Annotated in this window: 28 protein-coding genes and 1 tRNA gene; 20 read left to right on the forward strand and 9 right to left on the reverse strand. The window is 72.8% G+C overall.

What is annotated here, in order from left to right:
* Positions 1-39 precede the first annotated feature (39 nt).
* Positions 40-2,055: a serine/threonine protein kinase gene (locus ACBI99_RS07770; protein ID WP_375071973.1), complete on the forward strand. Its 2,016-nt coding sequence runs from the start codon at positions 40-42 to the stop codon at positions 2,053-2,055.
* Between the two features lie 72 nt (positions 2,056-2,127).
* Here the strand turns inward: ACBI99_RS07770 and ACBI99_RS07775 are convergent, their stop codons facing one another.
* Entirely contained in the window at positions 2,128-3,150 is a 1,023-nt protein-coding gene (locus tag ACBI99_RS07775) for a M48 family metallopeptidase (RefSeq protein WP_219506865.1), read from the reverse strand.
* 95 nt (positions 3,151-3,245) lie between these two features.
* Between ACBI99_RS07775 and nadD the strand changes: the two genes are divergently transcribed.
* The 12 genes from nadD (at position 3,246) to ACBI99_RS07835 (ending at position 13,439) form a co-directional block, all read left to right on the forward strand.
* The gene (gene nadD, locus ACBI99_RS07780; RefSeq protein WP_357588675.1) at positions 3,246-3,863 is read left to right on the forward strand and encodes a nicotinate-nucleotide adenylyltransferase; all 618 of its coding nucleotides are present in this window, start codon (positions 3,246-3,248) and stop codon (positions 3,861-3,863) included.
* Positions 3,864-3,942: 79 nt separating this feature from the next.
* A complete protein-coding gene (gene rsfS / locus ACBI99_RS07785; protein ID WP_375071974.1) occupies positions 3,943-4,338 on the forward strand; it encodes a ribosome silencing factor in 396 nt (131 codons plus the stop codon).
* Entirely contained in the window at positions 4,335-4,970 is a 636-nt protein-coding gene (locus tag ACBI99_RS07790; protein WP_375071975.1) for a histidine phosphatase family protein, read from the forward strand. Before rsfS ends, ACBI99_RS07790 begins: the two co-directional genes overlap by 4 nt.
* Positions 4,971-5,115: 145 nt before the next feature.
* Positions 5,116-5,188 (forward strand) — tRNA-Ala (locus ACBI99_RS07795).
* 99 nt (positions 5,189-5,287) lie between these two features.
* Entirely contained in the window at positions 5,288-6,199 is a 912-nt protein-coding gene (locus tag ACBI99_RS07800; RefSeq protein ID WP_375071976.1) for an MBL fold metallo-hydrolase, read from the forward strand.
* A 217-nt stretch (positions 6,200-6,416) separates the two neighbouring features.
* Positions 6,417-7,343, forward strand: coding sequence for a GNAT family N-acetyltransferase (locus ACBI99_RS07805; protein ID WP_357588671.1), 927 nt, complete (start codon positions 6,417-6,419; stop codon positions 7,341-7,343).
* A complete protein-coding gene (locus ACBI99_RS07810) occupies positions 7,340-8,047 on the forward strand; it encodes a PIG-L deacetylase family protein (protein ID WP_219506852.1) in 708 nt (235 codons plus the stop codon). Before ACBI99_RS07805 ends, ACBI99_RS07810 begins: the two co-directional genes overlap by 4 nt.
* Positions 8,044-9,654: an ABC transporter substrate-binding protein gene (locus ACBI99_RS07815; protein WP_357588670.1), complete on the forward strand. Its 1,611-nt coding sequence runs from the start codon at positions 8,044-8,046 to the stop codon at positions 9,652-9,654. The genes ACBI99_RS07810 and ACBI99_RS07815 overlap by 4 nt, the downstream gene beginning before the upstream one ends.
* Positions 9,651-10,622 (forward strand): ABC transporter permease, encoded by a 972-nt coding sequence (locus ACBI99_RS07820; protein ID WP_308125820.1) that lies wholly within the window; start codon positions 9,651-9,653, stop codon positions 10,620-10,622. The genes ACBI99_RS07815 and ACBI99_RS07820 overlap by 4 nt, the downstream gene beginning before the upstream one ends.
* Positions 10,619-11,470, forward strand: a complete 852-nt coding sequence (locus ACBI99_RS07825; protein ID WP_357588668.1) for an ABC transporter permease — start codon at positions 10,619-10,621, stop codon at positions 11,468-11,470. Before ACBI99_RS07820 ends, ACBI99_RS07825 begins: the two co-directional genes overlap by 4 nt.
* The gene (locus tag ACBI99_RS07830; protein WP_375071977.1) at positions 11,467-12,471 is read left to right on the forward strand and encodes an ABC transporter ATP-binding protein; all 1,005 of its coding nucleotides are present in this window, start codon (positions 11,467-11,469) and stop codon (positions 12,469-12,471) included. The genes ACBI99_RS07825 and ACBI99_RS07830 overlap by 4 nt, the downstream gene beginning before the upstream one ends.
* Positions 12,468-13,439, forward strand: coding sequence for an ABC transporter ATP-binding protein (locus tag ACBI99_RS07835; protein WP_375071978.1), 972 nt, complete (start codon positions 12,468-12,470; stop codon positions 13,437-13,439). The genes ACBI99_RS07830 and ACBI99_RS07835 overlap by 4 nt, the downstream gene beginning before the upstream one ends.
* Here ACBI99_RS07835 and ACBI99_RS07840 read toward each other — a convergent pair whose 3' ends face one another.
* Entirely contained in the window at positions 13,440-14,441 is a 1,002-nt protein-coding gene (locus tag ACBI99_RS07840; RefSeq protein WP_375071979.1) for a DUF2207 domain-containing protein, read from the reverse strand.
* Positions 14,442-14,511: 70 nt separating this feature from the next.
* Complete coding sequence (locus ACBI99_RS07845) at positions 14,512-15,486, reverse strand: helix-turn-helix transcriptional regulator (protein ID WP_375071980.1); 975 nt, start codon at positions 15,484-15,486, stop codon at positions 14,512-14,514.
* A gap of 45 nt (positions 15,487-15,531) precedes the next feature.
* On the opposite strand from ACBI99_RS07845, the gene ACBI99_RS07850 reads away from it, so the two are divergent.
* Entirely contained in the window at positions 15,532-15,984 is a 453-nt protein-coding gene (locus tag ACBI99_RS07850) for a hypothetical protein (protein WP_219506846.1), read from the forward strand.
* A gap of 7 nt (positions 15,985-15,991) precedes the next feature.
* Here ACBI99_RS07850 and ACBI99_RS07855 read toward each other — a convergent pair whose 3' ends face one another.
* The 3 genes from ACBI99_RS07855 to nhaA form a co-directional block, all read right to left on the reverse strand.
* Positions 15,992-16,378, reverse strand: coding sequence for a hypothetical protein (locus ACBI99_RS07855; protein WP_219506845.1), 387 nt, complete (start codon positions 16,376-16,378; stop codon positions 15,992-15,994).
* A 73-nt stretch (positions 16,379-16,451) separates the two neighbouring features.
* The gene (locus tag ACBI99_RS07860; RefSeq protein ID WP_357588660.1) at positions 16,452-16,979 is read right to left on the reverse strand and encodes a hypothetical protein; all 528 of its coding nucleotides are present in this window, start codon (positions 16,977-16,979) and stop codon (positions 16,452-16,454) included.
* A 46-nt stretch (positions 16,980-17,025) separates the two neighbouring features.
* Entirely contained in the window at positions 17,026-18,822 is a 1,797-nt protein-coding gene (gene nhaA / locus ACBI99_RS07865) for a Na+/H+ antiporter NhaA (protein ID WP_357588658.1), read from the reverse strand.
* A gap of 211 nt (positions 18,823-19,033) precedes the next feature.
* Between nhaA and ACBI99_RS07870 the strand changes: the two genes are divergently transcribed.
* A complete protein-coding gene (locus tag ACBI99_RS07870) occupies positions 19,034-20,581 on the forward strand; it encodes a M28 family metallopeptidase (protein ID WP_357588656.1) in 1,548 nt (515 codons plus the stop codon).
* A gap of 38 nt (positions 20,582-20,619) precedes the next feature.
* On the opposite strand, the gene ACBI99_RS07875 is transcribed toward ACBI99_RS07870, so the two are convergent.
* Entirely contained in the window at positions 20,620-21,993 is a 1,374-nt protein-coding gene (locus ACBI99_RS07875; protein ID WP_375071981.1) for a Dyp-type peroxidase, read from the reverse strand.
* A gap of 193 nt (positions 21,994-22,186) precedes the next feature.
* Between ACBI99_RS07875 and ACBI99_RS07880 the strand changes: the two genes are divergently transcribed.
* Positions 22,187-22,567: a hypothetical protein gene (locus ACBI99_RS07880; protein ID WP_219506836.1), complete on the forward strand. Its 381-nt coding sequence runs from the start codon at positions 22,187-22,189 to the stop codon at positions 22,565-22,567.
* Here ACBI99_RS07880 and ACBI99_RS07885 read toward each other — a convergent pair.
* Complete coding sequence (locus ACBI99_RS07885) at positions 22,543-23,037, reverse strand: DUF523 domain-containing protein (RefSeq protein WP_357588654.1); 495 nt, start codon at positions 23,035-23,037, stop codon at positions 22,543-22,545. The two genes, ACBI99_RS07880 and ACBI99_RS07885, sit on opposite strands and share 25 nt — an antisense overlap.
* Positions 23,007-24,383, reverse strand: coding sequence for a DHA2 family efflux MFS transporter permease subunit (locus tag ACBI99_RS07890; RefSeq protein ID WP_375071982.1), 1,377 nt, complete (start codon positions 24,381-24,383; stop codon positions 23,007-23,009). Before ACBI99_RS07890 ends, ACBI99_RS07885 begins: the two co-directional genes overlap by 31 nt.
* 53 nt (positions 24,384-24,436) lie before the next feature.
* Here ACBI99_RS07890 and ACBI99_RS07895 point away from each other — a divergent pair, with 53 nt between their 5' ends.
* The 4 genes from ACBI99_RS07895 to ACBI99_RS07910 are packed head-to-tail and all read left to right on the forward strand — an operon-like array spanning position 24,437 to position 26,520.
* A complete protein-coding gene (locus tag ACBI99_RS07895) occupies positions 24,437-25,126 on the forward strand; it encodes a TetR/AcrR family transcriptional regulator C-terminal domain-containing protein (RefSeq protein ID WP_357588651.1) in 690 nt (229 codons plus the stop codon).
* 11 nt (positions 25,127-25,137) lie between these two features.
* A complete protein-coding gene (locus tag ACBI99_RS07900) occupies positions 25,138-25,500 on the forward strand; it encodes a hypothetical protein (RefSeq protein ID WP_357588649.1) in 363 nt (120 codons plus the stop codon).
* Positions 25,497-25,877: a hypothetical protein gene (locus tag ACBI99_RS07905; RefSeq protein ID WP_219506825.1), complete on the forward strand. Its 381-nt coding sequence runs from the start codon at positions 25,497-25,499 to the stop codon at positions 25,875-25,877. Before ACBI99_RS07900 ends, ACBI99_RS07905 begins: the two co-directional genes overlap by 4 nt.
* Positions 25,878-25,908: 31 nt before the next feature.
* Entirely contained in the window at positions 25,909-26,520 is a 612-nt protein-coding gene (locus ACBI99_RS07910; RefSeq protein ID WP_375071983.1) for an SRPBCC family protein, read from the forward strand.
* Positions 26,521-26,639: the final 119 nt, after the last annotated feature.

Below are 26,639 nucleotides of genomic sequence, written 5' to 3' on the forward strand. Positions count from 1 at the left end.
GGTTGTATCCCTTATGGGCGCGCCGAGCGGGGAGGGACGGTGAGCAAGCTCGGCAAGGTCGGGCCATACACCCTCCTCGAGCGGCTTGGCCGGGGCGGCATGGGCGAGGTCTACCTCGCCAGCGCACGCCGCGGCGAGCGCGTCGCGCTGAAGGTGCTGCACGACCTCAACCAGGACGACTCCTCCCGCGTCAGGCTCGAACGCGAGGTGCGCGCGCTGCGCCGCGTCGAGAGCCCGTACGTGGCCACCGTCCTCGACGCCGATCTCGCGTGTGCCAGGCCCTACCTGGTCATGGAGCACATCGACGGCTCGACGCTGCTCGACCTGGTGCGCCAGGAAGGGCCGCTGGACCTGCCCCGGCTCATGCAGCTCGCGCAGGGCATCGCGGCGGCGCTGGCCATCATCCACGCGGCCGGGGTGGTCCACCGCGACCTCAAGCCCGGCAACATCATCATGGGCGCCGACGGGCCGGTGCTCATCGACTTCGGCATCGCGCAGGTGCTCGACGCGACCCGGCTCACGATGACCGGCACGTTCCTCGGCACGCCCGGCTACACCGCGCCGGAGATCTTCGCCGACGAGCAGGTCGACTCGCCCGCCGACGTGCACGCCTGGGCGGCGACGGTGGCGTTCGCGGCGACCGGGCGGCCGACGTTCGGGCGGGGGACGGCCGAGGCGCAGATGTACGCGGTCCTCAACGGGCAGGCCGACCTCAAGGGCGTGCCCGTGGCGCTGCTGCCGCTGGTGCGGGCCGCGCTCAACCGGGAGCCCGGCAAGCGGCCCACGGCGGCGCTGCTGGCAGACCGGCTGGCGCGGCTGGCCAAGGCCACCGGGGCCGATCCTGACGTCCGGGCCGCCGGGGACGAGGCCAAGGGGGCCGCCGCCCGCGCCCGTACGGGTGAGGACGGGTCGTCGCGGGGGCGGACGAACGACGAGGCCGCCGCGGCGCGGACGGAGGGCAAGGTGCCCGCGCCCCGGCGTACGGGCGTGGACGGGAAGGGCGGGCGCGGCCGTCCGGGGCTGGAGGGCAAGACGCCCGCGCCCCGCAACCGCGCGGGCGACACCCCCGTCCCCCGCAGCGCCTCCGGGGACGGCCCCCGTGGCCGGTCGGGAGACGCCGCCGCGCCCCGCGGCGGCACCGGCGACACACCGGTGCCGCGGAGCCGGGCCCAGGAGGGCACGGGGACGCGCAGGGGCGGGGAGGTGCCCGCGCCGCGCGGCCGGGCCGGAGACACGCCCGTTCCCCGCAACCGGGCGGGTGACACGCCCGTTCCCCGGAACAGGGCGGGTGACGCGGCGGTTCCCCGGGGGAGGGCCGGGGAGGCGGCCGTTCCTCGTGGTCGGGGTGCGGAGGGGCCGGCGGCGGCGGTGCGGAGCCGGGGCGGCGACGGGAAGAGCGCCGTGGTGCGGAGCCGGGCCGACGACGGGAAGGCGGCGCCGGTCCGGAGCCGGACCGGCGACGGCGTGAAGGCGGCCCGCTCGCGCGGCAGGGCGCAGGCGGGCGGCGGACGGCTCAGGTCCGAGACGGCGGCCACCACGCTGCCGGCGGGCAACACCGCGCTGTTGCTGCTCGCGGTGCTGGCCGTGCCGTGCGTGGTGGCGTCGGTGATGTGGCCGATCGCCTGCGTCGGCATCACCGCCGTGTTCGTGGTGCTGATCAGGACGTGCTGGATGAGCCACTGGATGGTCAGGAAACGCGCCTCACGGCGGGTGCGGGTGACGCTGCGGGTGCTGCTGTTCCCGTTCGCGCTGACGGGGGCGGCGACGACGGCGGCGGTCTGGCCCGGGGTGCCCGCGGCCGTGGCGGCGGGCGGTGCGCTGTGGATCACCGGGGGCGGCGAGATCGACTCCACCTGGTGGCAGCAGCCCGCGCCGGTGACCGCGGCGGGCGTGGTGTTCGGGATGTTGTGCGGTGGCATCACCGGGCGGGAGATCGAGCGGATCGGCGCCCGGCTGCCTGAGCTGCGCAGGGAAGGGCTGCGCGCACTGGCCGTGCTGGGCGGTTTCGTCGCCCTGTGCGCGGCTGCCGTGCGCGCGATCGCCCTGCTGCTGTGAGACCGCCGCTGAAAGACCGCGCGGTGAGAACGCAGGTGTTCGTGCGTGACGGACGGTGAGCCGGGCGGCGGGTCAGCCCTGGCCGCCGTCGCGGCGCGCGAAGCGGTTGAAGATGCGCTCGCCGGCGTTGACGGCGCCCTCGGCCACGTCGCGCAGGACGCCGATGAACGGGTCCTGGGACTCCGACCAGGAGCGGCGGTAGGACTCGGCGGCGGCCTTCATCTCCTCGGTGACGCGCGCGTTGGGGTCGTCCTCGCGGCGCGGGTAGTCGCCGCCGATGATGCGGTCGTACTCGCCGCTGCGCTGCCACTTGTCGAGCTCGGCCACGCGCACCACGGCGAACGGGTGGGTGGTGCCGAGCAGGTTGAGCACCTTGAGGAAGCCGTCGCGCAGGTCGCCGGCGGTGTCGTACTCGGCGTACTGCTCCAGGAACGCCTCGATGTTCATCTCGTGCGTGTAGTCGCCGCCGGCGAGCTTCATCAGCGCGCGCTTGGCGGCCTCGGGGTTCTGGCTGGTGAGCAGGCCGCCGCGGTCGGAGGAGAGCTCGGACTTGCGGTACCACTCCTCCAGGCCGGCCACGATCGCGCGCAGGCCGATGTAGCCGAGCGGGATCCAGGCGACGCGGGCGGCGAGGCGGGTGAGGATGTCGAGCATGGTGCGGTAGACCGCGTGGCCCGACAGGATGTGGGAGGTCTCGTGGCCGATGACGAAGCGCTGCTCCTCCTCGTTCATGAGGTTGAGCAGGCCGGTGGTCACGACGATGAACGGGTCGTCGAAGCCGATGGCCTTGGCCTGGACCTGCGGATCCTGCTGGACGTAGATCTCCGGGATGCGGTGCAGGTCGAGCGTGTAGGCCGCGTCGCGGCCCATGTCGTAGAGGGAGCGGAACTGGGTCTCGCTCACGCGCACGGCGGAGGCGAGATACATCAGGCGGAGACGCCGCTCGCTTACGAGGCCGGACATCTGCTTGAGCACCGTGTCGAACCCGCTCAACTTGCGCAGAGCGACCAGAGCCGACCGGTCTGCGGGGTGTTCGTAGGCACGGGAAGAGATGCCGGGCAGTTGGACGCGGCTGCGGTCCGGGGTGGTCGTCATGCCCGGCATGCTACGTCCGCAACCGGCGTGATGCGCGGTCATCATCGAGGGGGGTGCCCGCATGTTGGGGAGAGAGTCCGCGTAAGGTCCGTTTCATGATGAACGCGCCTGGTGTCCAGGGGAAGCGACGCGTGGGTGTTATGGGCGGTACGTTCGACCCCATTCACCACGGTCACCTGGTCGCGGCCAGCGAGGTCGCTCACCATTTCAATCTCGACGAGGTCGTGTTCGTGCCCACGGGCAGGCCGTACCAGAAGTCGGAGCGGGAAGTGTCCGCGCCCGAGGACCGCTATCTGATGACGGTCATCGCGACGGCGTCGAACCCGCGCTTCTCCGTCAGCCGGGTGGACGTGGACCGGCCGGGACCGACGTTCACCATCGACACCTTGCGGGACATCTCCCGGGTCTACGGGTCCGGGGTGGAGCTGTACTTCATCACCGGGGCCGACGCCCTCGGCGCCATCCTCGGCTGGCAGGACGCCGAGGAGCTGTTCGACCTGGCGCATTTCGTCGGCTGCACCCGGCCCGGGCACACGCTGCACGACCCCGGGCTGCCCGAGGGGCGCGTGACGCTGCTGGAGATCCCGGCCCTGGCGATCTCGTCGTCGGAGTGCCGGCAGCGGGTCGAGAAGGGCGAGCCCATCTGGTATCTCGTGCCGGACGGCATCGTGCAGTACATCAACAAACGCGGGCTCTATCACGCCCACGGCTGACGCGCGTGAGGCGGGGCGGCCGAAAAGGGTACCCTCAACATAAGGGCATGTTGCCGACACAGGAGGACCGACCCGCATCGTGACAGCATCCGACAGAGCCGTCCAGCTCGTGCAGATCGCCGCCGAGGCGGCCGCCGACAAGCTGGCCGACGACATCCTCGCCTACGACGTCAGCGAGCAGCTCGTCATCACCGACGCCTTCCTGCTCTGCTCCGCCACGAACGATCGCCAGGTCCGCGCCATCGTCGACGAGATCGAAGACAAGCTGCGCACCGAGGCCGACGCCAAGCCCGTCCGCCGCGAGGGCGAGCGCGAAGGCCGCTGGGTGCTCCTCGACTACATCGACATCGTCGTGCACGTCCAGCACGAGGAGGACCGCACCTTCTACGCCCTGGAGCGGCTGTGGAAGGACTGCCCGGCCATCGGCCTGCCGGAGAGCGTGATGCAGGCCAACATCCAGAGGGCCCGCCCTTGAGCAAGCGCATCGTCTGCCTCAGGCACGGGCAGACCCTGTGGAACGTCGAGCACCGCTTCCAGGGCCACTCCGACATCCCGCTCGACGAGACGGGGATCGCGCAGGCGGCCCGGGCGGCCTCGCTGCTCGCCTCGCTCCGGCCCACCCTCATCGTCTCCTCCGACCTTCAGCGGGCCAACGAGACGGCCCTCGCCCTGGGCCGGATCGTCGGCCTGGAGGTCGGCGTCGACAAGGACTTCCGCGAGCGCGGCGGCGGTCAGTGGGAGGGCCTGACCCGCGAGGAGATCGCCGCCCGCTGGCCCCAGGAGTACGTCAACTGGGAAGCACCCGACGGCGAGGCCGTGCCGGACGTCGCCGCCCGGGTGGGCGCCGCGATGCGCCGCTGGGCCGCCAAGCTCGACGACGACGGCCTGCTCGTCGTCGCCTCGCACGGCGCGGCGCTGCGGCTGGGCATCTGCGAGCTGCTGGGGCTGCCGCAGGAGCTGTGGTCGGCCATCGGCGGGCTCGGCAACTGCTCGTGGTCGGTGCTGGAGGAGGGCCGCCGGGGCTGGCGGCTGCTCGAGCACAACGCGGGCACGCTGCCCGAGCCGATCAGCAGCGACGACAGTCCCGACGCGGAGGGCCTGCGCTGACGCGGTCCGCCGGCGTGACGGCGCCGGCGGTCTTCGGCGTGCCCCCAGACGGCGTGGGCAGCGCGGGCAGCCGCGATTATGCGAATCCCGCGGATGGCTATATGCTCTCCGAGCGCCGCAAAGAGCACACTCCGCGCGGTGACCAGGGGCTATGGCGCAGTTGGTAGCGCGCCTCCATGGCATGGAGGAGGTCTGGGGTTCGAATCCCCATAGCTCCACCCCTCAGCACGTTTCCCAGCCCGTCATCGTGGTCATCACGGTGGCGGGCTTTTCCGTATCCCGGATGACCCGAAGCGGAGGCGGAGGGAGAGGCGGATATGGGGTCGCTGCACGAGATCGGGCCCGGCGTCCACGCGTGGGTGCAGCCGGACGGCACCTGGTGGCTCAACAACGCCGGGGCCGTGGCCGGCGACGACGGCCTCGTGGTCGTCGACACCTGCGCGACCGAGCGGCGCACCCGGCGCTTCCTCGGCGCGCTGGCCGAGGCGACCGGCGGCGCGCCGGTGCGGGTCGCGGTCAACACCCACCAGCACGGCGACCACGCGTACGGCAACAGCGTGCTGCCCGCCGAGACGGTGATCTTCGGGCACGAGACGATGCGGGCGGCGCTGCTCGTCGATCCGATCATTGACGGCTGCCCGCCCGTGTGGGAGCCGGTGCCCGACTGGGGGAACGTGACGCGCCGGCCGCCCTCCGTGGTGTTCCGCGACGAGGTGGCCGTCTACACGGGCGCGCGGCGGGTGGAGTTCCGGCATCCCGGTTACGCCGCGCACACGCCCGGGGACGTGGTGGCGTGGCTGCCGGAGGAGCGGGTGCTGTTCAGCGGGGACCTGCTCTTCCACGGGCTGACGCCGCTGGTGTTCATGGGGTCGCTGGAGGGGGCGCTCCGGTCGCTCGACTGGCTGGCGGCGTTCGGCGCCGAGCGGGTCGTGCCGGGGCACGGGCCGCTGACCGACGCGGCCGGGCTGCCCGGGGTGCTGGCGGCGCACGAGCGCTACTACCGGTTCGTGCTGGACGTCGCGCGGGCGGGGCGGGCCCGGGGGCTCACGCCGCTGGCCGCCGCCCGGGAGGCCGACCTGGGCGAGTTCGCGGGGTGGGCGGACGCGGAGCGGCTGGTGCTCAACCTGCACCGGGCGTACGCGGACGCCGAGGGCGCGGAGATGGACCTGCTCGCCGCCCTCGGCGACGCCGTGGCCTACCACGGGGGGCCGCTGCCGACGTCGGTCTGACCCGGGATCATGGCAGCGGAGCCCGTACGCGCCGGTCCGGACTCCGTGCGCGGGGGGATTCGGCGGGGGCCGGAATGCGCAACATTCCATACTTACCGGACACGAAGGAAAGTTTCAATAGGGTCATAAAGTAGGAAAATTTCTGCCCGAAAATCATTGACCACGGGGGTTAACACTCGGAAAGCTGGCCGCGAAGCCCAGGTGAAAGGACCGGCCGATGGTCACTGTCCGAGCGTTCGCCGCGGGGGACGAGGGCTCCCTCGTCGACGCCTGGAACCGGAGCATGCCAGGCGACCCCACGACCGCCGGGTGGCTGCGCGACTGCGTGCTGCTCGACCCGAACTTCGACCCCGGCGGCCTGCGGGTGGCCGTGGCGGACGGCCGCGTCGTCGGCTGCGCGTACGGGGTGCGCAGGCGGACGCCGCTCGCGCCGGGCACGGACCTGGAGCCCGGCATGGGATGGATCCCGTTCTTCTTCGTCGCGCCCGAGCACCGGGGCCGGGGGCTGGGCCGGAGGCTGATGGAGGAGGCGCTGGGCTTCCTCGACGGCAGGACGGTGGACTTCGCCTCCTACACGCCCGGCTACGTGCTTCCGGGCGCCGACCCGGAGCTCTACCCCGACGGGTTCCGGCTGCTGGGCGCGCTGGGGTTCGAGACGCTGTACTCGCCGGTCGCGATGGACCGGACGCTCGTCGGCTACGTGGCGCCGGACGAGGCGGGCGAGCTGCGGGCCGCCCGTGAGGCCGAGGGGTACGCGTTCCGGTCCCCGGTGGACGGGGAGCTGCCGGAGCTGATCAGGTTCGCGGCCGAGGAGTTCAACCCGGACTGGGGCGAGGCGATCAGGCGCCACGCGAACCCCGACCGCATGGTCATCGCGAGAAAGGGCGGTGTCGTCGGGTTCGCGCTGTACGGGGCCTACCGGGGCATCCCCGAGAGGTTCGGCCCGTTCGGGGTCGACCCGGCGCAGCGCGGCACCGGCCTTGGCAAGATCCTCCTCCATCTCACCATGACCAGGATGCGCGCCGAAGGGCTGCACTCGTCGTGGTTCCTGTGGACCGGCGAGACCAGCCCGGCCGGTCACCTCTACACCAAGGCGGGCTACGAGATCACCAGGCGGTTCCACGTGATGAGGCGGCCGGCATGACCCACGTCCTGGCCATCGGCGCCCACGCGGGTGACCTCGACCTGACGGCGGGCGCGGTGCTCGCCCAGCACGTCCTGCGCGGCGACCGCGCCACGCTGCTGCACCTGACGCTCGGCGAGCGCGGCCACCCGCGCATGAGCGTCGCCGACTACGCCGAGCAGAAGCGCGAGGAGGCCGAGACGTTCGCCGGGCGGATCGGCGCGGGCGTGCGCTTCCTCGACTACGAGGACGGCCTGCTGCCCGAGGACGACGACGTCAAGATGCGCGTCGGCGACCTGATCAGGGAGCTGCGCCCGGACGTGATCCTCACCCACTGGGGCGAGTCCATCCACAAGGACCACGCCCGCACCCACCGCATCGTCCAGGACGCCCGCTTCTACGGCGGCCTGAAGACCCTGGCGCGCGACCTGCCCGCCTACTGGGCCGGCGAGCTCTACTACGCCGACAACTGGGAGGACGCCGACGGCTTCACCCCGGACGTGTTCGTCGAGCTGAGCGACGAGGCGTACGAGATCTGGTCGCAGGCCATCACCGGCTACGCCTACGCCAGGGGCGAGACGTACGGATTCCCGTACGTGGACTACTACCGGGCGCTGACGGTCGTGCGGGGCGCCCCGGCGGGGTTCCGGCGGGCGCAGGCGTTCGCCGCGCCGAAGGGGTCGCGGAACCTGCGGACGAGCTACTTCGGAAAGGCGTCGCAATGAAACGCAGCCTGGCGGCCGTGGCGGCCCTGGTCCTGGCGGTGGCGGGATGCTCCGGCGGCGGTGGCGCCGGGGCCGGGCGGACGGCGAGCGCGCCCCCGCTGATCATCCACGCCATCGACTCGGGGACGTTCCAGGAGAACTTCAACCCGTTCCACCTCGAAGGCGTCAACTTCGGCACCAGCGGGATGATCTACGAGACGCTGGAGTTCTTCAACCGGCTCAAACCCGGCGAGGTCACCCCCTGGCTGGCGCTCAAGCACGAGTGGTCCGAGGACGGCAAGTCGCTCACGTTCACTCTGCGGCAGGGCGTCAAGTGGAGCGACGGCAAGCCGTTCACCGCCGAGGACGTCGCCTACACGTTCGAGATCATCAGGAAGCACCCCGAGCTGAACAAGAGCGCGCTGGAGCTGGAGGGCGCCGAGGTGCTGGCGCCGGACAAGGTCCGCGTCGACTTCGCCGGCACCTCCTACGCCAAGCTGTTCAACATCGCCGGGAACACGCCCATCGTGCCCAAGCACGTGTTCGAGAAGCAGAACCCGGTCACGTTCACCAACCCCAAGCCCGTCGGGACCGGCCCGTACACGCTGTCGTCGTTCAACGCCCAGCTGTACGAGATGGCGAAGAACCCGGGCTACTGGCAGCCCGGCAAGCCCGAGGTGCCGGTGCTGAAGTTCCCCGCCTACACGGCCAACGGCGTGCAGACGGCGCTGCGGCAGGGCGAGGTCGACTGGGCGGGCGCGTTCGTGCCCGACATCGAGAAGATCTACGTGCAGGGCAAGCCGGAGACGAACAAGTACTTCTTCCCCGCCGAGGGCGTCGTCGCGCTGCTGCCCAACCTGACCCACCCGGTGCTGTCCAAGCCCGAGGTGCGCAAGGCCATCAGCCTGGCCATCGACCGGGAGAAGATCGTCCGGGTGGCCGAGCGCGGCTACACCAAGGTCGCGCACCCGACCGGCATCCCGATGCCCGGCGGCGAGGCGTACCTGCCGCCCGAGCACAAGGACGCCGCGTTCACCGTCGACCTGGCCGAGGCCAAGGAGCTGCTGAAGGGCTTCGACCCGGGCGAGCTGAAGTTCGAGCTGCTGGTGCCGTCGCCGTTCACCGACTGGGTCAACGCCGCCCAGCTCATCCGCGAGGACCTGGCCAAGGTCGGCATCACCGTCGAGACCCGGGGCGTGGCCTTCCAGGACTGGGTGTCGAAGGTCGGCAAGGGCACCTTCGACCTGTCGATCCGCGCCACCCCGGCCGGGGCCGAGCCGTACTTCCAGATGCGCTCGATGCTCTACGGCAAGCTGGCCACGCCCGTCGGCAAGTCGGCCACCGGCAACTACCAGCGGTGGAAGGACGCCGAGACCGACCGGCTGATCGACGCCTACGCCGCCACCGAGGACGAGGCCGAGCACCACAAGGCCACCCAGGCGCTCGGCCGGATCATGGTGGAGAAGCTGCCGACGCTGCCGCTGTTCTACAGCCCGAGCTGGGCCCAGTACCGCACCGACAAGTACGTCGGCTGGCCGACCGAGCAGGACCCGTACGCGATGCCGTCGCCCTACACCTCACCCGACGCGGCCGTGGTGCTGCTGCGGCTGAAGCCGGCGGGCACGTGAGGTTTCTCGCCAGGCGGCTCGGGTTCTACCTGCTCACGGCCTGGGCCGCCGTCACGCTCAACTTCCTCATCCCGCGCCTCATGCCGGGCGACCCGGTCGACCTGCTCGTGGCGCGGCTGAAGGGGAACGTGGACCCGGCCGCGATCGACGCGATGAAGCGCGCGTTCGGCATCAGCGACGCCAACCTGTGGCAGCAGTACGTGGACTACCTGGGCAACCTGTCGCGGGGCGAGCTCGGCCGGTCGATCACGTTCTTCCCCACCGAGGTGTCCACGGTGATCGCCGACAGCCTGCCGTGGACGATCGGGGTGGTCGGCGTCGCCACGCTGATCAGCTACGTGGTCGGCACCGCGCTCGGCGTGCTCATGGCGTGGCGGCGCGGCACCTGGCTCGACGGGGTGCTGCCTGCGGCCACGTTCATGCACGCGGTGCCGTACTTCTGGGTCGCGCTGGCGCTGGTGTTCGTCTTCGGGGTGACGCTGGAGTGGTTCCCCGTCAGCCGGGCGTACGCGCTGGACGTGGTGCCGGGGCTGACCGGGGAGTTCGCCGGCAGCGTCGTCTACCACGCGGCGCTGCCCGCGATCACGATCGTGCTCGCCTCGATGGCCGACCGCATCCTCGGCATGCGCAACGTCATGGTGACCACGCTGGGCGAGGACTACGTGGTGATGGCCGAGGCCAAGGGGCTGACGTCGCGCCGGGTCATGTGGGCGTACGCGGCTCGCAACGCGATCCTGCCCAACATCACCAGCTTCGCGCTGTCGCTCGGCTTCGTGGTGGGCGGCTCGGTGCTGACCGAGATCGTCTTCTCCTATCCGGGCATCGGGTCGATGCTGCTCAAGGGCGTGGAGAACGAGGACTTCCCGCTCATGCAGGGCATCTTCCTGGTGATCTCGCTGGCCGTGCTGGTCGCCAACTTCCTGGCCGATCTGGCGTACGTGATCCTCGACCCCAGGACCAGGCAATGAAGATCAAGATCGGGGCGGGCATCCTCGCCTTCTTCGCGCTGGCCGCGATCCTCGGGCCGCTGCTCATCGACGCCGACCCGGCCGCCACCAGCGACGCCGGCCTCCAGGGGCCGTCGGCGGCGCACTGGCTCGGCACCACCCAGACCGGGCAGGACGTGCTCGTCCAGCTCGTCTACGGGGCCCGCGTGTCGCTCGGCGTCGGCGTGCTCTCGGCGGTGATCGCCACCGTGCTCGCCGTCGCCGTCGGGCTCGTCGGCGGCTACTTCGGCGGCGCGGTCGACGAGGTGCTGTCCGTGCTCACCAACATCTTCCTGGTGCTGCCCGCGCTGCCGCTGATCATCGTGCTGGCGGGCTACCTGCCGCAGCGCGGCGTCGCCTCCGTCGCCGTGGTGATCGCCGTCACCGGCTGGGCGTGGGGGGCGCGCGTGCTGCGCGCCCAGACCCTGTCGGTACGCCGCCGCGACTTCGTGGAGGCGGCCAGGGCCGGCGGCGAGGGGGCGTTCCGGGTGGTGTTCTTCGAGATCCTGCCCGTGCTGCTCCCGGTGATCGCCACCAGCTTCCTGGCCACGGTCGTCGCGGCGATCCTGGCCGAGGCCGGGCTGTCGTTCCTCGGCCTGGCCGACCTGTCCACGGTGAGCTGGGGCAGCATGCTCTACTTCGCGCAGAACGGCCAGGCGCTGCTCATCGGCGCGTGGTGGTGGTTCATCCCGCCGGGGCTGTGCATCGCGCTCATCGGCACCGGGCTGGCGCTGGTCAACTTCGGCATCGACGAGATCGCCAACCCGCGCCTGCGCACCATAAAGCCCGCGCGCCGCAGGCCCGGGCGTGAAGGGAAGGTGAAGGCGTGAACGTCCTGGAAGTACGCGGCCTCGGCGTCGACTACCAGTCGGCCACGGGCGCCGTGCACGCGGTCGCCGACGTGACGCTCGACCTGCGGCGCGGCGAGATCCTCGGGCTCGCGGGGGAGAGCGGCAGCGGCAAGTCCACGCTGGCCAACGCCGTCGCCCGGCTGCTGCGCCCGCCCGCCGCGATCACCTCCGGCTCGGTGCTCTACCGGCGGCGCGACGGCACCGAGGCCGACGTGCTCGGGCTCGGGCCGAAACAGCTGCGCGCCTTCCGCTGGAAGGAGCTCGCCGTCGTCTTCCAGAGCGCCATGAACTCCCTCAATCCGGTCGCCACGATCGGCGCCCAGATCGACGACGTGCTGCGCATCCACACGCCGGACCTGTCGCGCAAGGCCCGCGCCGCCCGGGCCGCCGAGCTGCTCCAGCGCGTCGGCATCAACGCCGACCGGCTGCGCGGCTACCCGCACGAGCTGTCGGGCGGCATGCGCCAGCGCGCCGCGATCGCCATCGCGCTCGCGCTCAACCCCGAGATCATCATCATGGACGAGCCGACGACCGCGCTCGACGTGGTCGTCCAGCGCGACATCCTGCACGAGATCGGCGCGCTGCGCGAGGAATACGGGTTCGCCGTGGTGTTCATCACCCACGACCTGTCGCTGCTCATGGAGATCTCCGACCGCATCGCCGTCATGTACGCCGGCCGCGTCGTCGAGGTCGGCACCGCCAGGGCGCTGCGCACCGCGCCCCGCCATCCGTACACCGAGGGGCTGCTGCGGTCCTTCCCCCGGCTGCGCGGGCCGCGCGAGGAGCTGCTCGGCATCCCCGGCACCCCGCCCGACCTGCGCTCGCCGCCGCCCGGGTGCGCCTTCCACCCACGCTGCCGCCACGCCTTCGACGGCTGCGCCGACGAGCGCCCGGCGCTGCTGCCGGTGCCGGGCGGCGAGGTGGCCTGCCGCCTCAACGAGGGCGCCGGAGCTGACACTGCCGCACGGGAGGCGTCGTGATCGTCCTGGAAGGGCGCAAGCTCACCAAGCACTTCACCGCCGCGCGCGGCCGGTGGGGGCGGCGGCCGCCGGTGCGCGCCGTGGAGGACGTGTCACTGGCGCTGCGGGCCGGGCGGGTGAGCGCGCTGGTCGGCGAGAGCGGCTGCGGCAAGAGCACGGTCGCCCGGCTGCTCGCCCAGGTCTACCCGGCCACCTCCGGCGACGTGCTGCTGCGCGGCGAGGTCGTGCGGGCGCACCGGGGAGCGGCGTTCCGCTCCTACCGGCGGCAGGTGCAGCTCATCTTCCAGGACCCGTTCGCCTCGCTGAACCCCTTCCACCGGGTCCGCTACCACCTGGCCAGGCCGCTGCGCGTGCACGGCCACGCCAAGTCCGACGCGCACGAGCGGGAACTGGTCGCCGAGCTGCTCGAACGCGTCAGCCTGACGCCCGTCGACCAGTTCATGGACAAGCTGCCGCACGAGCTGTCCGGCGGGCAGCGGCAGCGCGTCGCGATCGCCCGCGCGCTGGCGGTGCGGCCCGTGGCGCTGATCGCGGACGAGCCCGTGTCCATGCTCGACGTGTCGATCCGGCTCGGCGTGCTGCGGCTGCTGGAGAAGCTGGCCGACGAGAGCGGGCTGGCACTGCTCTACATCACGCACGACATCGCCAGCGCGCGTTACTTCGCCGAGGACATCACGGTCATGTACGCGGGCCGGTTGGTGGAGAGCGGGCCCGCCGAGGCGCTCACCCAGGCGGCGCGGCACCCGTACACGCGGCTGCTGCTGGAGTCGGCGCCGGACCCGGACCGGGTGACGCCGCGCGAGCGGCAGCGGCACGGCGAGCCGCCCAGCCTCGCCGACCCGCCCGGCGGGTGCCGCTTCCACCCTCGCTGCCCGGTGGCGCTGCCGGTCTGCTCGACCACGGTGCCGGGGCGCACCGAGCTGGGCGACGGCCGCTGGACGCACTGCTGGGAGGCCGCCGGGGACTGATCAGAACGAGCCGCCGCCCCCGCCGCCGCCCTCACCGGGGCTGTGGCTCGGCGTCCCGCCGGGCTGGCCCGCGTGATAGCCGTGGTCGCTGTAGGAACGGCCGGCACGGCCGCGCGCGGGACCGGACCGGCGGCTGAGCGGGCGGCGGGCGCGGCGTTCGACGAGCACCAGGACGCCGGTCACCAGCACCGCCATCCCGGCGAACACCCACCAGGTGCCGTCGTAGGTCTCCGTGCCGACCGGGCCGCAGGCGGCGCCGCCGGCCGAGGTCACCGGCTGACGCCCGGCGCGCAGCTCCGCCAGCGTGGCCGAGCCGTCGCCCTCGCCGCGCAGCACCTTGCCGCCGGTGCTCGGCAGGTCGAGCCGGGCGGGCGGGAAGGCCAGGTCGAGCGCGAGCGCCTGGGCGCCGGGCACGGCCCGCGCGCTCGCCCTGGTCACCTGCCCGGCGGGCCCGGCGGCCAGCCTGCTCGCGGGCTGCCCGAACGCCTGGTGCCCGCCGCTCCCGGGCGGTCCGGGCAGGCGGACCGTGACCTCCAGCAGGTCCACGCCGCCCCGCCAGTGGGCGCCGCGCACCGGCAGGTGCAGGAAGGCGTGCCCGCCGAACACGGTGACCGCGTTCTTCAGCGTGTAGCCGAGCCGGAACGTCCGGGTGCTGCCGGGCGTGGCGGCCAGGTGCCACACCACGCGGTGCGGCCCGTCGGTCCCGCACGCCCGCTCGCTGTAGGTCCCGGCGCGTCCCGAGGAGTCCGGCTCCGCCGGGGCCACCTGCTCGTAGGCCGCGGACTCGCGTACCGACACGTCCTCCACCACGACGCCGGGAGCGCGCGGGATGTCCACGTACGCGCCCTTGCCCGGGCTCCGGTACGTCAGCGTGTGCTCCTCGACCACGGCCACCGTGCCGTCGGCGCGGACCGTGGCCGTGATCTCCGCTCTGGGCTGCGTGACGTGCGGCCCGGCGACCGGCTGCGGCAGCAGCCCGGCGGCCAGCACCATCAGCAGCATGCGCAATGTCGCCCCCGAAGCGCTGGTTGATCCTTTTGCGGCATTCTGTCCGGAGGCGCTTGCAGCTCGCTTAACCGGCGCGGTAGAGGCCGACCATCCGCTCGGCGACGGCGAGCAGCCGTTCGCGCAGCTCGGGCGGGCTGATCACCTCGGCGTCCGCGCCCAGCCTGAGGAACTCGCCCGTCGCGTGCTCGACCGACTCGATCGGCACCCTCACCCGGGTCCAGCCGTCCGCCTCCGGCTCGGCGCTCTCCCGCGCCGCCGCCGCCACGCCGGGCGTCATCAGGCCCGGCAGCCGTTCGAGCCCGCCCGGCGACAGCCGCAGCACCGCCTCGCCGCGCCGCAGCCGAGCCTCGAACTCCACCAGGTACGCCTGCCAGTGCGCCGCCAGGTCGAACCCCGCCGGCCTGGCGAACCGGCCCGGCAGCGGATGCAGGTCGAGGATCTGCGACACCCGGTAGGTGCGCACCTGCTCGTCGCAGCGGGCCACCAGATACCAGCTCCCGGCCTTGACGACCAGGCCGTACGGCTCCAGCCGCCGCTCCACCTCCTGCGGGGCGCGCCAGCGGCGGTAGCGGACCCGGACCGGGCGCTCGTCCCACACCGCCTCCGCCACGGCGGGCAGGTGGGCCACCGGCTCCCGGTCGCGGTACCAGCCCGGGGCGTCGAGGTGGAAACGCTCCCTGATGCGCCCGGCCCGGTCACGCAGCTCCACGGGCAGCGCCGCCATCAGCTTGAGCTGCGCCGCCGTCACCACCGCGCCCAGCCCCAGCTCGGCGGCCGGACCGGGCAGCCCGGCCAGCGGCAGCGACTCGGCCTCCTCCGTCGTCAGCCCGGTCAGCTTGGTCCGGTAGCCGTCGAGCAGCCGGTAGCCGCCCCTCGGCCCGGCGTCGCCGTAGAGCGGGATGCCGGCCGCGTGCAGCGACTCCACGTCGCGGTAGATCGTGCGCACCGACACCTCCAGCCGGTCGGCCAGCTCCCCGGCGGTCATCCGGCCGCGCGTCTGCAGGAGCAGGAGGATCGACATCAGGCGGGAAGCGCGCACATCGCTGACACTACCTGTCAGTGACCCGGCCGTACGGTGCCGGGCATGAACGATTTCGACTTCCTCGAAGGCACCTGGAACGTCCACAACAGGCGCCTGGTCAAGCCGCTCACCGGCAGCGACACCTGGGACGAGTTCCCCGGCCGGATCACCGCCACCCGGCACTTCGGCGGCGCCGCCAGCTTCGACGAGATCACCTTCCCCACCAAGGGCTTCAACGGGCTGACCCTGCGGCTGTACAACCCCGAGACGCGGCAGTGGTCGATCTACTGGGCCAACAGCTCCCGGGGCGTGCTCGACCTGCCGCCCATGGTCGGCGGCTTCGACGGCGACCAGGGCCTGTTCTACGCCGACGACCAGCACGAGGGGACGCCGGTGCGGTGCCGGTTCCTCTGGACGCTCCAGGGGCCGGACGCCTGCCGGTGGGAGCAGGCGTTCTCCGTCGACGGGGAGCGGACCTGGGAGACGAACTGGACGATGGACAGCGTCCGGGCGTGACCCGGGGCTACGCGCCGCCGTTCACCCAGAACAGGAAGCCGGCGGTGAGCGCCGCCGCCAGCAGGGCGACCCCGCACACCAGGATCATCCACCACCACCCGGACTTGGCCGCCTTGGCCTCGTACACGGGCACGTCGGGGAGCATGTCCGGGGTGTAGGGCAGGCGGCGGGTGAACGAGCCCGGCGGGTCGTCCTGCCGGTGCGGGGGCACGGGCCCGCCCCCGTACGGCTGCGGACCGGGGTGCGGACCGGGGTTCGGCCTCGGTGGGGGCCCGGCCGGGGGTGCGGGGTACGGGCCGGAGGGGGGCGCGGGGTGCGGCCCGGTCGGCTGCTGGGGCCAGCGGCGCCGGATCGTCACGTCGGGGTCGGGCTGGCCGGGCTGCTCTGGATTCATGGTTCCCTCGACGCGCGCGCGGAGCCGGATTTTCCCACCATTGTCACATCTCCTGTGGCTGCCCGAGGACGGCTCAGGCGGGCCCGTCGGCAGGCGGCTGCCACCCCGGCTGCGGCCCCTGCGGCCCCTGCGGCCCGCTCGGCGGCTGCTGCTGCCAACCGGGCTGCGGCCCCTGCGGCTGGCCGTACGGGCCCTGCGGTCCTTGCTGCTGCCAGCCCTGCTGCGGGCCCTGCTGCTGCCAGGGCTGGGGCTGCTGCGGGGCCTGGGGGCCGGGCTGCTGGGGCGGGGTGCGGCGGGCGATCACGCCGGCGATCAGCAACGAGACGCCCGTCACCATGAGCACGAAGGAGACCAGGTTCACCAGCAGGAAGACGACGTCGATGCCGCCCGGGCCGAACGACTCCAACAGGACGCCGATCATCAGCAACTGCGCGAGCCGCACCAGCGAGTCGAGGAACAGCGCGAGGCAGCCGAACATGCCGAGGGTCGCCCCGCGGCCGTGGTTGCGCCGGTTCATGCCCAGCAGCACGGTGCCCGCCAGCAGCAGCACGCTGATCAGGGCGGTGGTGCCGATCCCGACGTAGTTTCCGATGTTGAACATGCGGTTCAGGTCTCCAGCCCGTTGAGGGGATGTCCGCGTAGAGACGTTACGGGGTGGGACGCGCGAGATCCACCGCCTCACTCAGGGACTCCAGGTCGAAGTCACCCTGATGGCGCAGGCCGTTGACGAACAGGGTGGGCGTGCCGCGGACGCCGCTGGCGTGGCCGGACGCCTCGTCGCGGGCGACGCGGGCGGTCTGGGCGGGCACGTCGGGCCACGGTTCGACGCCGAGCCCGGCGGCGTAGCGGGCGAGGTCCTGGTCGGTGAGGTGGCGCTGGTTGCGGAACAGCAGGTCGTGCATCTCCCAGAACCGGCCGCCGAGGGCCGCGCCCTCCGAGGCCAGCGCGGCGGCCACGGCGCGCGGGTGCACGGTGCGCAGCGGGTAGTGCCGGAAGACGATCCGCAGGTCGGGATGGCGGCGGCGCAGTTCCTGGAGCACCGGGTGGAGGCGGCCGCAGTAGGGGCATTCGAAGTCGCCGTATTCGACGATCGTCACCGGCGCGTCCGGGGGGCCGAGCACGTGATCGTCCGGCCCGACGGGCTCGCCGAGCAGCACCGGCAGCTCTTCCTCCGGCTCCGTCTGCGGCGGGGCGCACACGCCGCCCCGGTCCCAGGCCAGCTTGAAGATCACCCAGCCGAGCAGCGCCGACAGCAGCGATCCGGCCAGGATGCCGATCTTCGCCTCGCTGTGCACGAGCGGGTCCTCGAAGGCCAGGTCGACGATGAACAGGGCGACGGTGAACCCGATGCCCGACACCGCCGCCCCGCCGAGGATCTGGCCCCACACCAGGTTGCCCGGCAGCACGCCCCAGTTGAGCCGCAGCGGCAGCCAGGTGCCGAGGGTGATGCCGGTGATCTTGCCGAGGAGCAGGCCGAGCGCGACGCCGAGCGCGATGGGCGAGGTCGCGGCGGCCCGCAGCGTGTCGCCGTCGAGCCGGACCCCGGCGTTGGCCAGGGCGAAGATCGGCACGATGACGTAGCTGCTCCACGGGTGCAGGCGGAGCTGGAGGCGTTCGTTGACCGAGACCGCCCGGCGCACCAGCCGGGTGGCCCGCTCGGCCGCGCGCGGGCTGGGGGAGGTGGTGAACTCCTGCACGGCCTCCCCGGCGCGCAGCAGCTTGTGGTCGCTGGGCGCGTACACGAACACGAGGACGCCGAGCGCGATGCCGACCAGGGTGGGATGCACGCCGCTCTCCAGCGTGGCCACCCACAGCGCGAAGCCGAGCAGGATGTAGGCGGGCGCCCGCCAGATGCGCAGCCAGCGCAGGGTCACGATCGCGGCCAGCAGCAGGATCGCGGTGACCAGCGCGGGGACCACCAGCGTCGCGGTGTAGAAGATCGCGATGATCATGATGGCCAGGATGTCGTCCACGATGGCCAGCGTGAGCAGGAAGGCCCGCAACGGGTACGGGCACCGGGCCCCCACGACGGCGAGCAGCCCGAGCACGAACGCGGTGTCGGTGGCGATCGGCACGCCCCACCCGGCGGCGCCGGGCCCGCCCGCGTTGAAGACGAGGTAGACGGCCGCGGGCACGATCATGCCGCCGAACGCGGCGATCGCGGGCACGGCGATCAGCCGCCGGTCGGCGAGCTGGCCCAGCCGCGCCTCGTACGAGATCTCCAGGCCGATGACGAAGAAGAAGATCGTCATGAGCCCGTCGTTCACCCAGTGGCGCAGGTCGAGGGAGAACGTGGCGTCGCCGAAGGACAGGCCCATCGGGGTGTGCCAGAACGCCTCGTAGGTGTCGCCCCAGGGCGAGTTCGCCCACAGCAGGGCCAGCACCGTGGCCGCGAGCAGCACGCTGGTGCTGCCCGCCTCGGTCTTCAGAAACGCCCGCAGCATGCCCCGACCCCCTGAGGCCATGATCCCCGGCGGGCCTTCCGGGTTGGGTGAGGCGATGCGAGCCGAAAAGGTAAAGACCTGGAGAGCAGCAAACCAGTGAAATGACCCCCATTTATGGGTCTTTTCAGGAGGCGGCGGGCTCGTTACGTTCCAACAGCGTGCAAGAAATCGGGGGACACCGAAACACTCACCCTCTTCGCGGAGGAGCCATATGCGCTTCCACCTCCCCAAGGGAGTGGCCCGAGCCGGCACCCTGGCCGTGGCCCTCACCCTTCCGCTCGCGCTGGTCACCCCGGCCCAGGCGGACCCGAGCCCCTCGTCGCTCGCCAGGTCCGTCAAGGCGCAACTCGTCACCCGGCACCTGGAGGCGTTCCAGCGGATCGCCGACGCCAACGGCGGCACCCGGGCCTCCGGCACCCCCGGCTACGACGCCTCCCGCGACTACGTGGCCGGGCAGCTGCGCCGTGCCGGTTACCGGGTGACGCTGCAGCCGTTCGAGTTCCCGTTCTTCCAGGAGAACGCCACGGCGGCCATGCAGCGCGTCTCGCCGAACCCGCGCACGTTCACCCCGACGCCGCCGGACGGCAGCTCGGTCGGCGAGTTCGCGACCATGACCTACTCGGGCTCCGGCGACGTCACCGCCACCCTCCAGAACGTCGACCTGCAGCTCCCGCCGCCGCCCACCCCCGGCTCCACCTCCGGCTGCGAGGCCGCCGACTTCGCCGGGTTCACGCCGGGCAACATCGCGCTCGTCCAGCGCGGCTCCTGCGACTTCCGGGTCAAGGCGGAGAACGCCCAGGCGGCAGGCGCCGTCGCCGTGATCATCTTCAACGAGGGCCAGCCCGGCCGCACCGACACCCTCCAGGGCACGCTGGGCGTGCCCGTGACGATCCCGGTCGTCGGTACGAGCTTCGCCGTCGGCCAGGAGCTGGCCGCCACCGCGGGCACCGTGATGCGCGTGGCGACCGACACCGAGAGCGAGATCCGCGTCACCCACAACGTGATCGCCGAGTCGCGCGGCGGCAACCCGGACAACGTCGTCATGCTCGGCGCCCACCTCGACAGCGTGGTGCCCGGCCCCGGCATCAACGACAACGGCACCGGCAGCGCGGGCATCCTGGAGACCGCCCTGCTCATGTCGCGGCTGCCGACGGTCAACAAGATGCGCTTCGCCTGGTGGGGCGCCGAGGAGCTGAACCTGCTCGGCTCGGAGCACTACGTGGCGAACCTGACGCCCGACGAGCTGGCCAGGATCAAGCTGTACCTGAACTTCGACATGATCGGCTCGCCGAACTTCGCGTACAAGATCTACGACGGTGACGACTCCGACGCGACGGGCGCGCCGGCCGGGCCGCCCGGATCCGCCGAGATCGAGCAGACGTTCGCGCGCTACTTCGACACGCTGCGCCTGGGCCACGTCGGCACCGACTTCGACGGCCGCTCCGACTACGGGCCGTTCATCGCGGCGGGCATCCCGGCGGGCGGCCTGTTCACCGGCGCCGAGGGCGTCAAGACGCCGGAGGAGCAGGCGCTGTTCGGCGGCACCGCCGGCGAGCCGTACGACCCGTGCTACCACAAGGCGTGCGACACGATCGCCAACGTCAGCACCAAGGCGCTGCTGGTGAACACCGGCGCGATCGTGCACTCGGCCGTCACCTACGCCTACGACCGGAGCCTGCCGGGAGCGGGCGGCGCGCGCACGACAGCGGCCAAGGCGGGTGCCGCCGCCGTGACCGCGCAGGTGCAGGCCACCCGCTGACCGGGTGAGGGGAGCGGCGCGGGCCGCTCCCCTCCAGCTCACAGCCCGCGCAGGTAGGCCAGCGACGGCATGAAGAAGTACTCGCCGCCCTTCATCGTGACCGTCTGGGGCACCTGCCGGTGCGGCGGCGACTGCTCCGGCTCGCCCCACACCTTCGGGAAGGTGACCTTGACGTCACGCGCCCCCTGGCCGATCACCGGGTCGTGGCCGGTGGCCGGGCGCTCGAAGTCCGGGTTGTCGGCCCAGCTCTGCTGGGTGAACTCGAACTGGTCGAGCAGGCTGCTGTTGAAGGCCATGAACAGCAGGCCCACCTCGCCGCTCGGGCGCGTGTGCGGGGGCGCGTCGTCCCACGGGTCGTCGGCGCGCTCCCCGTAGGTCTGGCCCCGCCTGGCCATGAGCACCTCACGGCCGAACGAGCGCGGGTTCGTCTTCCTGATGTGCCCGCTGAACGGGCACCTGGTGCCGTCCGGGTCGGCGTCGAAGGTGAAGTCGTTGACCACCGGGCCGCCGCCCGCCTTCGGCTTGAGCGTGAGCGGGGTGCCGTCCTTGAATCGGCCGACGAGCATCGCGCCCGCCCGGTCGCGGTCGGCGCCCGTCAGGCCCAGGCTGTCGGCCAGCTCCTGCTCGATCTCCTTGAACGCGCGGACGTTCTGCTCCAGCTTGCGGAAGACGAAGTAGCTGCCGAAGTGGCGCTCCGGGTCCGGCGCCAGCGGGTCCGGCACCAGGACGCCGCTCAGCGGGAACGCCGGGTTCCAGTGCTTCCCGGGCTCCTTGTCCACCTCGTCCTTGAGGAACAGCGGCTGGCTGCGGCCGTCGACGTAGCCGAAGTGCTCGATGCCGTCGCCCGCCGGGTTGCGCATGCCCTGGCCGCTCTCCTCGCCCAGCAGCCGGGCGCTCTCGGGCAGGTCGCGCAGGAACCGCTCGCGCAGCGCCGCCACCGGCTCCGGCTCGGCGTCGCCGATGAGGATGACGGCGTGGATCTCCCGCTGGTAGCAGTTCTCCCACTCCTCCACCGGCGGGTCGTTCACCTCGGCGACGCGCCGCTTCATCCCGTCGCGGAACACCACGTCGCCGAACCTGCGCATGTCCTCGACCGAGTGGCCGAGGTCGCGGTAGCCGGCCTTGCTCAGGCCGACGCCCACGTACGGGGTGCCGCGCCGCCCGTCGCGGGCGTGGTCGCGCACCTCCTTCAGGTGCTCGCGGGCCGACTTCATGCTGGTCACCGCGATCTTCCTCAGGTAACGCCTGCCCTCCGCGACGTCGTTGAAGCGGACGAACAGCACCGTCAGGTGCTCGCGGACGTGCGCGCGCAGGATGTTCGGCTGGAGATTGTCCAGCATCGCCCTGGTGTCGGCGTCGAGCGTGGCCGAATCCCAGGCCAAGGGCTGTTCGTTGGTCAGGTCGACTGGCATGGCCGAGTCCTCTCCCCGTTGGCGAATCGTGTTCGTGCCCGGGCCCCTGCCTCTAAGGACTCCCGGGAGAGGCAGAAGGTTTCCGCGAAGGGGACTTTCTGATTTCCCGATCCCCGGGCTACCCCGGCGGTCGTATCCGGCGGCCACCCTCAGGGAGGATTCGCCGCCCCCGCGCGGGTGGCAGCGTGGGGGCATGGACGTGTTGCGGACGGCGCTGGGCGCCGCATGCCTGGTGTACGGGGTGGTCTTCGCCGTGGCGGCGCTGCTGCACGCCGGGATCGCGGTGGTGCCGCTGAGCCAGCCGGTGATCGTCCCGGCCGCGATCGTGGAGACGGCCTGCGCGTGCGCGCTCGCCGTGGCAGGCTACGGCGCGCTGGCCCGGCGGCCGTGGGCGTGGGACGGGATCGTCTACGCGCACGCCGCCGCGCTGTCGGGGGTGCTGCTGGGCATCCTGGCCGTCGCGTTCGGCGCGACCGACCCCGACCCGCTGCTCGACTGGTATCACCGCTCGGTCGCCGTGCTGCTCGGGATCGGGCTGGGCGGCGCCTTCTACGTCTCCAGGGTGCGCAGGTAGGCGGCGGCCTCGGCGACCTGCTCCTCGGTGAAGACCCGGATGCCGTGCTCCTCCAGCAGCGCCGTCGTCACGCCCTGACCGGCGACCCGGCGGCCGGCGAACGTGCCGTCGTAGATCGCCAGCGCGCCGCACGACGGGCTGCCCTCCTTGAGCACGGCCAGCCGCGCCGCGGCGTCACGGGCGGCGGCCAGCGCGGCCCGCGCGCCGGCCACGAACTCGGCGGTGACGTCGGAGCCGTCGGCCGCCAGCACCCGGGCCGTCCCGGCCAGCACCGCCGCGCCGCCCGCGCCGCCCTCGATCTCGGCGGCCGGGCGCGGGATCGCCAGCCCGCCCTCGACCTCCGGGCAGAACGGCACCAGCCGGCCCTCCCGCCACCAGGCGGCCAGCCGCTCGTCGGAGCTGGTCTTGGCGCCGCCGTCGTAGCGCACCCGACGGCCCATCAGGCACGCGCTGACCAGGATGCTTTCCACGCCTTCGATCCTATGAGCGCGATCGGGGCGAGCGGGACGGCGGCCAGCGCCAGCACGCAGCCGAAGACCCACGCGTACGGCCGGTCCGCGCCCGCCCGGGTGAACACCTGGAGCAGCACGGCCGCCAGCGCGACGCCCACCGGGGACGCGACCCGTACGGCGATGGTGCTGAGCGTGGTCGCGGCCGGGAGCGCGGCCCGGTCCAGGGTGCGGAACGCGGCGGCCATCAGCGACGGCGACACCAACCCGTGCCCGAGCCCCAGCACGAGCACTGGCAGCACCCCGCCCCACGCTGCGTAGCCGGCGATGCCCGCCACCACCAGCGCCACCCCGGCGGTCGCGACGCCGCGCGGGCCCCGGCTGTCGGTGAGCCTGCCCGCGAGGGGCATGGTGAGCGCCGCGCCGACGCCCAGGGGGGCCAGCAGCAGGCCGGCCTCCAGCGCGCTGCCGCCCTGGGCGAGCTGGCTGTGCAGCGGGATGAGCACGGTCACGCCGAACGCCGCCGCCGAGTAGCAGGCCAGCGCCGCCACCGCCGCCGCGAACGCGCGGTCGCCGAACAGCCGCAGGTCCACGAGCGCCGGCGGCGTCCGCGGCCCCCGTGCCACGGACGCCGCCGGGGTCCGCAGGCCGCGTGCGACGAAGGCCGCCAGCAGGGCCGCGCCGATCCACAGCGCCGGATGCGCGGGCGAGGCGCCGTCGCCGACCTCCGACAGGCCGAACACCAGCGCGGCCAGCCCGGGGGACAGCAGGGCCAGCCCGGCGACGTCCAGCCCGGCCGCCCCGGCGGGCTCGTCGCGCGGCAGCAGCAGCGCCGCCGCGACCAGCGCGGCGGCGCAGACGGGCAGGTTGACCAGGAACAGCCAGCGCCAGCCCGGCCCGTCGAGGAGCACGCCGCCGAGGACCGGCCCCGCCACGGGCGCCAGCATCGCCGGGACGGAGATCAGCGCCATCGCCCGGCCCATCCGCTCCGGGCCCGCCGCCCGCGCGAGCATCGCCTGCCCGACGGGGAGCAGCAGCCCGCCGCCGAGCCCCTGGACCGCGCGGAAGGCCACCAGCGAGCCCACCGACCAGGCGGCGGCGCACAGGGCCGACCCGGCGCCGAACAGCAGCAGGGAGACCAGCCACACCTTCCGGGCGCCGAACCGGCCGACCGCCCAGCCCGAGAGGGGCACGGTCATCACCAGGGCGAGCAGGTAGCCGGTCGCCACCCACTGCGTGTCGGCCAGGCTCGCGCCGAACCCGCCCGCCAGAGGGCCGAGCGCCACGTTGACGATCGTCGTGTCGAGCATCGTCATGACCACGCCGAGCAGCACGACCGGCCCGGTGGTTCGTACGTTGTCTCGCATGCCGTACAGCGTATCATTCTCGTACACTGTAGCGGCTGGCTTAGGATGGCGGTGTGAGTTCCGTCTGGTCACGCCCCGCGCCGCAGCGGCGCCCCGCGCTGACCCGGGAGGCGATCGTCGCCGCAGCCGTGGCCGTCGCCGACGCCGAAGGGCTGGCCGCGGTCTCCATCCGCCGCGTCGCCGCCGAGCTCGGCGCCCGCGCGATGAGCCTCTACACCTACATCGAGCGCAAGGAGGACCTGCTCGCGCTCATGCTCGACGAGATCAGCGCCGAGCTCGACACCGGCGAGCCGCTGCCCGCCGACTGGCGCGAGGCGCTGGTCCAGCTCGCCAGGGCCGAGCGCGACCTGGTGCGCCGCCACCCCTGGCGGGTCGAGCTGATCTCCCAGCCCGTCGCCGTCGGCCCCAACGGGCTGCGCCACGTCGAGCGCAGGCTGTCCGCGTTCGACGGGCTCGGCCTGGACCGGCTCCAGACCTGGCGCGCGATGGCGGCGGTCGTCGACTACGTGACCGGCTTCGTCGTCCGCGAGGCCGCCGAGCGCGCCCGGCCCCGCGCCGACGGCGTCAACGACGCCGAGCGCGCCGCGCTCGCCGAGCCCTACATCCGCGACCTCGTCGCCACGGGCGAGTTCCCCCGGCTCGCCCCCATGATCGAGCAGGGCGTGCGGGGCGCCGACGACACCTTCGAGCGCGGCCTGCGCTGGGTCCTGGACGGAATCGAGGGCGACCTGCCCGGGCGATAGCCTTGCCCCCGATGAACACCACCGTCGCCACGATCGTCATCGCCGGCTCGCTGCTGCTCGCGCTGGCGAGCCTGATCACCGCCATCCGCGACCGGCCCATGGGCATGGTCCTGCTGGGCGGCTTCGCCGTCCTCGAAGTGGCCGTGCTCGTGCAGCTCGGCATCGTGATCGCGGCGGTGGCCGGCGGCGCCGGGCCGGACGACACCGTCACGCTCTTCGGCTACCTCGGCGGCATGGTGCTCATCCCGCCCGCCGGGGTGTTCCTCGCCCTGGCCGAGCGCAGCCGGTGGGGACCGGCGATCCTGGTCGTGGCCGGGTTCGCGATCGCGGTGATGACCGGGCGGGTGCTGCAGATCTGGCAGGGCGTCGCATGAGCCACGCCCCCATCGGCGCCGGTCCCGGCCGTGCGCTGATCGCCCTGTACGGGCTGTTCGCGCTGGCCGCCGGCGCGCGGGCCGGCGTGCAGATCGCCACCCGGTTCGGCGAGGCGCCGCTGGCCTACTCGCTGTCGGCGTTCGCCGCGCTCGTCTACGTGCTGCTCACCGTCGCCCTCGTGCGCGGCGCCCGGCGGCTCGCGCTGGCCGCGCTCGGCATCGAGCTGGCCGGGGTCCTCGTCATCGGCACCGCGAGCCTGCTCGACCCGGCCGCCTTCCCCGACGCCACCGTGTGGTCCGGTTACGGCCGCGGCTATCTGTACATTCCGCTGGTGTTGCCGCTGGTGGGCCTCTACTGGCTGCTGCGCAGGCGTTAGCGAGCCGTCTGCGCGGGCAGCAACGTCACCCATGAGTACGATCGAACACTCCGTAGACGTCAATGTTCCCGTCAGGGTCGCGTACGACCAGTGGACCCAGTTCGAGAGCTTCCCCGAGTTCATGGAGGGCGTCGAGTCCATCAAACAGCTCACCGACACGCGCACGCACTGGATCACCGAGATCGCGGGCGTCAAGCGCGAGTTCGAGGCCGAGATCACGGAGCAGCACCCGGACGAGCGCATCGCCTGGCGGTCGATCGACAAGCCGAGCCAGTCCGGCGTGGTCACCTTCCACCGGCTCGACGCCGACACGGCCCGGGTCAAGCTCCAGATGGAGTACGACCCGCAGGGGTTCGTGGAGACCGCCGGTGACTGGCTGCAGATCGTCAAGCTCCGCATCCGCGGCGACATGGAGCGGTTCAAGACGTTCATCGAGTCGCGCGGCGGCGAGACCGGCGCCTGGCGCGGCGACGTGCCCGGCCCGCACCAGACCGGCTCCAGCCTCGGCGGGAGCGACCGGCCGATGCCGCCCGGCACCGTAGGCGGCGGCGACCCGTACTCCGACGGTCCTCCGCTGCCCCCGCCCGGCCCGCTGGGCGGCACCCACGACGACCCCCCGCAGGGACCGCGCCCGGTCCTGTAGGCGCTCAGGAACGGTCCCGCAGGCAACCGAAGGCCCCCGGCTCAGCCGGGGGCTTTGCCATGTCCGCGCCCCGGTTGAGCGGGGAGTTTGTCAGGTTGCGGAATAGATGCGCGTTTTGG

The organism is Nonomuraea sp. ATR24, from assembly GCF_041950485.1.
Classification (GTDB): Bacteria; Actinomycetota; Actinomycetes; order Streptosporangiales; family Streptosporangiaceae; genus Nonomuraea; species Nonomuraea ceibae.

Excerpts from the sequence above, each read along its gene's own strand:
- ACBI99_RS07775 (WP_219506865.1), bottom strand. The coding sequence starts at position 3,150 with ATGACGACCACCCCGGACCGCAGCCGCGTCCAACTGCCCGGCATCTCT.
- nadD (WP_357588675.1), top strand. The coding sequence starts at position 3,246 with ATGATGAACGCGCCTGGTGTCCAGGGGAAGCGACGCGTGGGTGTTATG.
- ACBI99_RS07800 (WP_375071976.1), top strand. The coding sequence starts at position 5,288 with ATGGGGTCGCTGCACGAGATCGGGCCCGGCGTCCACGCGTGGGTGCAG.
- ACBI99_RS07805 (WP_357588671.1), top strand. The coding sequence starts at position 6,417 with ATGGTCACTGTCCGAGCGTTCGCCGCGGGGGACGAGGGCTCCCTCGTC.
- ACBI99_RS07810 (WP_219506852.1), top strand. The coding sequence starts at position 7,340 with ATGACCCACGTCCTGGCCATCGGCGCCCACGCGGGTGACCTCGACCTG.
- ACBI99_RS07815 (WP_357588670.1), top strand. The coding sequence starts at position 8,044 with ATGAAACGCAGCCTGGCGGCCGTGGCGGCCCTGGTCCTGGCGGTGGCG.
- ACBI99_RS07825 (WP_357588668.1), top strand. The coding sequence starts at position 10,619 with ATGAAGATCAAGATCGGGGCGGGCATCCTCGCCTTCTTCGCGCTGGCC.
- ACBI99_RS07840 (WP_375071979.1), bottom strand. The coding sequence starts at position 14,441 with ATGCTGCTGATGGTGCTGGCCGCCGGGCTGCTGCCGCAGCCGGTCGCC.
- ACBI99_RS07850 (WP_219506846.1), top strand. The coding sequence starts at position 15,532 with ATGAACGATTTCGACTTCCTCGAAGGCACCTGGAACGTCCACAACAGG.
- ACBI99_RS07855 (WP_219506845.1), bottom strand. The coding sequence starts at position 16,378 with ATGAATCCAGAGCAGCCCGGCCAGCCCGACCCCGACGTGACGATCCGG.
- ACBI99_RS07860 (WP_357588660.1), bottom strand. The coding sequence starts at position 16,979 with ATGTTCAACATCGGAAACTACGTCGGGATCGGCACCACCGCCCTGATC.
- nhaA (WP_357588658.1), bottom strand. The coding sequence starts at position 18,822 with ATGCTGCGGGCGTTTCTGAAGACCGAGGCGGGCAGCACCAGCGTGCTG.
- ACBI99_RS07870 (WP_357588656.1), top strand. The coding sequence starts at position 19,034 with ATGCGCTTCCACCTCCCCAAGGGAGTGGCCCGAGCCGGCACCCTGGCC.
- ACBI99_RS07875 (WP_375071981.1), bottom strand. The coding sequence starts at position 21,993 with ATGCCAGTCGACCTGACCAACGAACAGCCCTTGGCCTGGGATTCGGCC.
- ACBI99_RS07880 (WP_219506836.1), top strand. The coding sequence starts at position 22,187 with ATGGACGTGTTGCGGACGGCGCTGGGCGCCGCATGCCTGGTGTACGGG.
- ACBI99_RS07890 (WP_375071982.1), bottom strand. The coding sequence starts at position 24,383 with ATGCGAGACAACGTACGAACCACCGGGCCGGTCGTGCTGCTCGGCGTG.
- ACBI99_RS07900 (WP_357588649.1), top strand. The coding sequence starts at position 25,138 with ATGAACACCACCGTCGCCACGATCGTCATCGCCGGCTCGCTGCTGCTC.
- ACBI99_RS07905 (WP_219506825.1), top strand. The coding sequence starts at position 25,497 with ATGAGCCACGCCCCCATCGGCGCCGGTCCCGGCCGTGCGCTGATCGCC.
- ACBI99_RS07910 (WP_375071983.1), top strand. The coding sequence starts at position 25,909 with ATGAGTACGATCGAACACTCCGTAGACGTCAATGTTCCCGTCAGGGTC.